This is a genomic window from Paenibacillus sp. VTT E-133291, assembly GCF_002264395.1.
Lineage (GTDB): Bacteria > Bacillota > Bacilli > Paenibacillales > Paenibacillaceae > Paenibacillus_AQ > Paenibacillus_AQ nitricinens.
In genome coordinates this window covers 38,349-45,828 of sequence record NZ_NFVA01000058.1, presented here as the reverse complement: position 1 = coordinate 45,828, position 7,480 = coordinate 38,349, and the positions used below count along the sequence as shown (strand labels likewise).

The following is a 7,480-nucleotide window of genomic DNA, read 5'->3' as shown; positions in this document are numbered from 1 at the left end:
ATGGGTATTAAGCCATTCCAACAACAATAACCTCGTGATGGATACGTTGAAAAGGGCTTACGCGAAGCATCCTGGCGCAAGCTTTATCCTATGAACGGAAAATCCCCTTTATATTGATATATTGGTGGTGAACGACAATCTCTCCAACAAGGCGGGATGTCTTTCTTCTGTCTGCTTATTCGATAAAAGGTCTAACCATTCGACTTAAACTCCATTTGTTCGATAGAATTTTTTTATAAGACTTAAGTAATTAAGAAAAATTGTCAAAATCTATCGAAATTGATAATCAAAGCGGTCATTCAATATTAACTTCATCTTCCTTCCCCATACCGATCAATCGCCATAGCTGCGGATTTCAGCATGCGCCGTTTAAGATACTCACCCTCGACGATTTTTACGCGCAGGCCAAGAAAACGGATTTTGGACAACAGAAATTCGCTGTCGTCTCTCATGTAGATGACTTTGACGCGATAGATACCCGAGTTTTCATCAAAGGACACGGATTTATCAAAACAGGAAAAGGCATATAGAATTCGTGACAGCTCAGTATTAAAGGTTGGTATGACTTGAATACATGCACATTCTTTTTGATCCTCTAATAAGCCCGCTATCCTTGCTTTCAAGCCTTCAATCCGTTTGGCGGGGAAGGGGGCTGCTTCGACAGAAACAATATTTTTTAGTTTGGTGGACATAAGAGAACGCTGCCGGGTACTGTACCATTGCAGATACCACTCCCGCTTATACAAATTATATTCCAGCTTGTGAGGGAACCCGGCTTGGTCAGTTCGTTGCCCTCCATGCTTAATACGGAAAGTAATAAGGATCGCTTGATTCTGCATGATTATACGGCGGAGTGTACGTAGCATTGGATGATAGACCTGCAGCTCTTTGCTTTTGGCTTTCTCCATAATAATTTCCTTCACTTCTGTGGACGGTTCTGTCTCCAATATGGAGTTCAATTTACTTAAGGTGTCTAGTGTAAAAGCTGCTTCTGAGGCCGGGTGCTTTAACATGGTTTTTAGCCAAGAACGTTCCTGGGAGGTCAGCGCTAATGAACCCACTTCGTCGAGGCGGGAATTAATTTGAAAGTTAAATATTTTCTCAAATGGATTCATAATAGCTGTGAATCTCCTTCCACTCCGCGATGAATTGCTTACGCAGCCAAGGGGGTTCTAATACCTCGCAGCTCGAACCAAAGCTTCGTAACCACGGCTTAATTTCATAAATACCATTCACTGTGATCTCATAAAGGAATGTAGAATCGGACTCTTCCGTAATTACTCCCCACTGTCCCTGTGCTTCAACCCGCTCCCGAATGAAATTAACACCTGGACGATTGGGGTTATAAAATCTCGCCACCACTTTAATCGCACGGGTGGTATCTATAACCCAGCTGTTTGTCATCTGCTCTTCCAGATTGCTGAGTTTCTGAGCAAACTCTGCTTCTTCCACAGTGTCGCCCTCTTCAATCTGAGTAAGGCCCTCCATTCGGAATTTCATGATGCCCATACGTGAATTATGTCCGATTAAATACCAGCGCCCATATTGAAGGTCATAGATGACGCGGAGCGGAAGAACGGTTTCTGTGACGCCCCTTGTTTCCCGCTCAAAGAGAGGATTGGTATTCTGAGAGGCGTAGTTTTTTCCCTTTTTAGGGGATAAATATAGAAATTTTATTTTTTTTCGCTGCTGAATCGCTGCAAATATCGTATATAGGTGTGCCTCATCAAGAATACGTGAATGATAATTATATTTGTATCTATGAATTTCCGTAGCTTCGAGGTTATAACCCCGCATCCGCAGGACCTTTTTTAGGGTGTCGCGCAGCAGGTAACCTTGCACAGACGGAGTCTGCGTGTTGGCGATGACATCAACATAGTCGTAAAGATCCAAGAGCTGATCGTCGGATAATTGATCAATCAGATCGTTAGCAGCCTTGTATCGATAAGGGCGCCCTTCGTTTACACGAAGAATAACGCCAACTTCCTCAAGGTATTTCAGATCTCCACGGATGGTCTTCTCATCGGGCATTGGATAATGGGTTGGCATTTTCTCACTGCAGACATCCTGTAGATCTTTAGCCGTTAGCTCCTGAGTCTGGAGCGCAGTTAATGATAGAGTAAGCCGGATGCTCTCCGTTTCCTTAAGCGACTTCGCCCGGAACAAGAACAGGAGCAGCGGGTCGGCAGATTCATAGTAGTTATAGCGGAGCCACTCAGAGAGTTCTGTTCCTTGTTCTGTAGGCAGGTCTTGTTGTAAGACGGTTACCATGCCCTTCAGGTTGCGCAGCGTTTTGTCATAGGTATGTACAGAAATGCCGAGACGATCGGCGAATTGTTGTCTGCTGTAAGCTCCCCCTGCTAAAGAGAGCATGCGAAGAAATTGAATCTCCTTGTCAAAACTTTCCCGGGCCATTTATATTCCTCCAGCCTGTAGCGAATCCATTAGAAATAGTAGTACTCATTATATTAAGCACCAGAGTTGAATAAAATGGAAGTGTTTTTGGCCACCGCCATACTTCCGCCCTGTTCGTTACAGGGAAGATGAGCGAAGATAGATCCATGAAGCCGAAGCAATTCTGATGAGGCGTTCGAATAGTAACAAGGGTAGAGAATAGGGAAGTAACCGATCTGGAGGGGTGAAGATGGATCCTATAAACAAGATTATCCGTGAGCAGCTGGAACAGATTGAACAGGAGGAGCAAGTTACAATATTGTATGCCTGTGAATCAGGCAGCCGGGCGTGGGGATTCCCATCGCAGGACAGTGATTATGATGTGAGGTTTATTTATCTGCATAAACCGGAATGGTACCTATCTATTTTTGATAAGCGGGATGTGATCGAGCGTCCTATTAACAATAGGCTTGATATCAATGGCTGGGATTTGCGGAAAGCACTGAATTTATTTCGGAAGTCTAATCCATCCCTGCTGGAGTGGCTGCAATCACCCATTCAATATGCAGAAAAGTACAGTATAGCAGAGAAGCTTAGAAGCATCTCCCCGTACACCTTTTCGCCGAAGTCTTGTATGTACCATTACTTAAACATGGCAAGAGGCAACTACCGGGATTATCTGCAAGGCGAGCAGGTCAAGATCAAAAAGTACTTGTATGTACTTCGTCCCGTTCTAGCCTGTGAATGGACTCACCGATATGGAGAGATGCCGCCGATGGAGTTCGATATATTGGTAGAGCGGCTTATTCCGAAGGATGAAGAGCTGTGGCAGGTGATTCAGCAATTGCTGGCCCGGAAAAAATCTGGTGAGGAACTAGACTATGAACCGCAGCTAACCGCAATTAACGATTATTTAGAAGAACAGTTCCAAGTGTTGGATAAGGTGGCGGCGTCCTTAAATGCTAAGGAGGACAAAAGAGATCATCAGCTGGATGCTCTATTTCGAGAAGCTTTACAGGAAGTATGGGGACGGGTCTTATAGAAAGATTGATAGGAGGAAGATGGTATGGCTATTGTACAACTGAAATCAACGAATCCAAAATTCACTTTTTTAATTAAAAAGAATCCAGTGACAGGTATGCAGCTTCGTCCGGTTCGTCAGGGATTGGCTTATGGATGGTATTCTGACGATGGAACTTATAACGTTTATTTTAAGGATGCAGATAACGATATATCCTACAAGCAGAACGAAAGTGAGAGCTTTGAGTATTTAAATGTCTCCCGGTTTAATACACCTCTATTTCCGCTTAATGCGGTCAATGAGTTTTTCTCTACACCCTTCAAAGCGCAGGATGAACGCGATGTGGAAGGATATGAGCATTCTTTTTTCATCCATATGGTTCAGGTTGAGCGGATACACTATATTGAATTTTTCCAAAAGCATTTAAAGGGCTATACCTTCTCCTTGCAGCATCAGGCGCATAAGAGCTATTCACTGACAATTTCCACACATAAAAGCTTGAATCATCTCTTGCATGTTGTTAGTGTGTTGTCCTTGTTCTTGTCCATATTTGGGGAAGAGTACATAGATATTTCGGATGCTATTTTGGATAAATATATCCGCAGCCTTAACGTCATTGATGCACCTTTTTATATAAGAAGTCTATTTGCAAGGAATTTCCTTACCTCTAAGGAACGGTTCAAGCGATATAAAGCCTCCATTGAACAAACGGACCAGTATTCTATTGGGCTGGAGTATGGCGGTACTGCGATGCAGCGGCGTACGTTTATTTCGAGTGTGCTTCCATTTAATAAGCCGATTCTGGACATCGGCTGCGGAGAAGGTTTCTATGCGATACCGTTTGCCGGAAAAATAGAGAGTACCTATTATGCAGTAGATATAGCCGAGGCGCTGCTGGAGGTTGTGAATCGGAAAGCGAAAGCTAAGGACATTGATAACATTGCAACCTTTAGCTCGTTGGACCATTTTCTGGAGTCGTACAACGGGGAGCAGGTTGATGTGATTCTAACAGAAGTTGTAGAGCACATGAGTGAAGGTGAAGCCGCAGAGCTTATTCAGCAAATTGTCGGTAATGTGAATTTTGAACAACTTATTGTGACCACACCGAATGCTGATTTCAATCGTTATTATGAGCTGGAAGGATTCCGGCATGAAGATCACAAATGGGAAATGGGACAGCAAGCGTTCGGGCAATGGGTTTTGGATACGGTTCAAGGTTTAGCAGTCGAGGTCGAATATTTGATGGTTGGTGACCGGGTTGGCGAGATCCGTACGACGCAATGCGCTATTGTGCGAAGAAAGGAGGAATAGACAGTGGAAATTCAAACGCGTGTACACACCATATTTCTGCTTGTAGGAGCAACGGAATGCGGGAAATCGACTTTTGCTAAAGAAGTTCTGATCCCGCAGTTAAAACTAGAGGATGCCTCCAAAGATTTACGTACGAATGTGCAGTATTTATCCTCAGATAGTATCCGCCAGGAGATATTGGGCTACGACTATGATAAGTATGATCAGGTTATGCTGGAGGCGAGTTCGCATACCTTTCAATTATTATTTGAGAGATTGAAGTTAGTCACTTCTTTTCCGATTAATGCGGAGTTTGTGGTGATGGATACCATTGGGCTATCCGAAGATTATCGTAGTAAAGTCCGTGAGATCGCCGGGCAAAATAATTACAATCTGGAGGTTATTCTGTTTGATTACCGCAAACGGGAGGATTACTACGTCTCGGAGCGCTCGAAGAAGCTGATCTCCAATCATTTAAACCGGCTGAGAAAAGAAGTCCTGCCTGTTCTGTCACGGGAAGGCTACAACAAGATTCATAAGGTGCGTGCTAAAGATTTTATTCTCGAGGACGAAGATATACCTAACCCGGACTACCGGGTGATTATACAGGATTGGGATACTTACGCATCTACGGTACTTCTACAAGCACAAGAGTATATTGTGGTTGGGGATGTTCATGAGTGTGTCGAAGAGCTTCGGGGACTATTACTTAATTACGGCTACCGGGTGCACGAAGGGAAGTTAAGCGCTACAGATAAGCTGAGTAACACCCGAGTTATTCTTGCTGGTGACTGGATTGATAAGGGCAAGCAGACGCGGGAGACGATTGAGTTCTTATTTGATAACCGCGAGCATTTCCTATTTGTTATGGGTAATCACGAGAACTTTGTTTACAAGTACGTAAAGGGTGAGATTCAAGGTACCGATCCCGAACTGCTAAGAACGTACTTTGATTCCACCCAAGTGCTTAAGGAGGATGCTGCGCTTTTTAGTAAATTTTCGGCTTTAGTAGAGCAATCCCAGCCCTTTTACCGCTATATCGGTATGCAAGGTCCTTCTTTTTATGTTACCCATGCTCCTTGCCGTAATAAGTACATTGGTAAGCTGGATACGAATTCACTACGCCATCAGCGTAACTTTCGGCTGGATCGTGAGGTTTCCTTTGAGGAACAGCTTGATTTCCTAAAGCAAGAAGCTGTTAGTAATCACCCCTTTCATCTCTTCGGACATATTGCAGCCAAGCAGACTTTTCGGATCAAAAACAAACTCCACCTCGACACAGGGAGTGCGCAGGGTAATGAACTAACTTCTGTTCGCATGTCGTTTAAACCTTTCTATAAAAGTCAAAAATCGCATGTGACTACGGTGCACGAAGAGCTACCTATCCTGTTCCGGGCTGAGCAAACCGTATCCTTGTTAGAGCTTGATTATGAGTCTGTGCGCAGACTGCAGTATTCCTCGCAGAACCGGGTCAACTTCATTTCCGGAACGATGTCACCTGCGGATAAGGATGTGGCTGCCGGTGAGCTTGAGTCTCTGCGAAAAGGGTTGGATTATTTTGCCGAGCGTCGTATATCTGAAGTCGTCCTGCAGCCTAAATATATGGGATCACGCTGTAGTGTGTACCTTTATCGGGATATAGAGCAGTGTTACGCAATTAGCCGGAACGGCTATAAGGTTCAGGCGGTCGATCTAACGCCCATCTACGAACAGCTGCTTCATAAATTCGGAACCTATATGGCTGAGCAGGGGATTGGTGTGCTTTTACTGGATGGCGAGCTGCTACCTTGGAAAGCGCTTGGGGATGGGTTAATTGAGCGTCAGTTCCAGCCGATTGGCAAGGCGCTGGAGACAGAGCTGGATTTCCTAAGACAATATGGATTTGAGGAGTCACTGGGTAAACTGATACAGGATTTTGAAGTAAGCGGGTTTGAACAAGACCAGCACCATATGTCGAAAGAGGCGCTTAACAATAACTATGGGTCTCATGTTTACCAGACTTTTAAGCATGTCCGTGACATAAGAGAATCGTATGTAGATCTTGACCAGCGTGACGAAGCTTACCGGGTATACAAGCAGCAGCTGGAGCTATATGCGGGTGATGCGGAATTCGCATACAAACCTTTTGCAATCCTGAAGGAAGTGCTGGAGAATGGCGATGAACGGGTACCTGACGGCAAAACCTCCGAACTATACCGGTTCTTAAATGATGATGAATTTCTGATTCTGGACTTGAATGAGCCCGATGCTTACATCAGGGCAGAGGCGTATTTCGCAAAGATAACGGTAGAGAAACATATGGAGGGAATTGTAATCAAACCGGAGCAAGAACAGCAGGGGGTAGTCCCATATATGAAGGTCCGCAATCCGGGCTACTTGTCGATCATCTACGGGTACGACTACAAGTTTCCACATAAGTATGCCAAGCTGATGAAGCAAAAGAATATCGCTCCTAAGCTTCGTATGTCCTTAATTGAGCACCGGCTGGGCAGACAAATGCTAGAAGTGAAGCTGGGTGAGATTTCGTCTGCCAACGAGGTCTACAAGCAAATTGCGGCAAACTTGTTATTCGAGGTAACGAAAGAGAAAGCGATCGACCCGAGGTTGTAGAGGATTGTTTTGGGTGAAGAAACTTGGGTTGCCAATTATGAGAATGAGTTCAGGCTGTCGGGAAGGTCCCGGCAGTCTTTTTTTGTCTGGGGAGAAGCACAACAAGGAAATATATTTGAAGCGGACTCACCTATAGAGATGTCTTTTTATATGCAGCTTCTGTTA

At 44.5% G+C, this 7,480-nt stretch carries 5 protein-coding genes; 3 read left to right on the top strand and 2 right to left on the bottom strand.

Going from position 1 to position 7,480, the window contains the following annotated elements; genetic code table 11:
* Window positions 1–311: 311 nt before the first annotated feature.
* Both CA598_RS20965 and CA598_RS20960 read right to left on the bottom strand, forming a co-directional pair.
* A complete protein-coding gene (locus CA598_RS20965) occupies window positions 312–1,115 on the bottom strand; it encodes a WYL domain-containing protein (RefSeq protein WP_094877779.1) in 804 nt (267 codons plus the stop codon).
* Window positions 1,102–2,415, bottom strand: coding sequence for a helix-turn-helix transcriptional regulator (locus CA598_RS20960; RefSeq protein WP_094877778.1), 1,314 nt, complete (start codon window positions 2,413–2,415; stop codon window positions 1,102–1,104). The genes CA598_RS20965 and CA598_RS20960 overlap by 14 nt, the downstream gene beginning before the upstream one ends.
* 229 nt (window positions 2,416–2,644) lie before the next feature.
* Between CA598_RS20960 and CA598_RS20955 the strand changes: the two genes are divergently transcribed.
* The 3 genes from CA598_RS20955 to CA598_RS20945 are packed head-to-tail and all read left to right on the top strand — an operon-like array spanning window position 2,645 to window position 7,315.
* On the top strand, window positions 2,645–3,436 hold the full coding sequence (locus CA598_RS20955; protein ID WP_094877776.1) for a nucleotidyltransferase domain-containing protein: 792 nt from the start codon (window positions 2,645–2,647) through the stop codon (window positions 3,434–3,436).
* 24 nt (window positions 3,437–3,460) lie between these two features.
* On the top strand, window positions 3,461–4,726 hold the full coding sequence (locus tag CA598_RS20950; RefSeq protein ID WP_094877775.1) for a class I SAM-dependent methyltransferase: 1,266 nt from the start codon (window positions 3,461–3,463) through the stop codon (window positions 4,724–4,726).
* 3 nt (window positions 4,727–4,729) lie between these two features.
* On the top strand, window positions 4,730–7,315 hold the full coding sequence (locus tag CA598_RS20945) for a metallophosphoesterase (RefSeq protein ID WP_094877774.1): 2,586 nt from the start codon (window positions 4,730–4,732) through the stop codon (window positions 7,313–7,315).
* Window positions 7,316–7,480 lie beyond the last annotated feature (165 nt).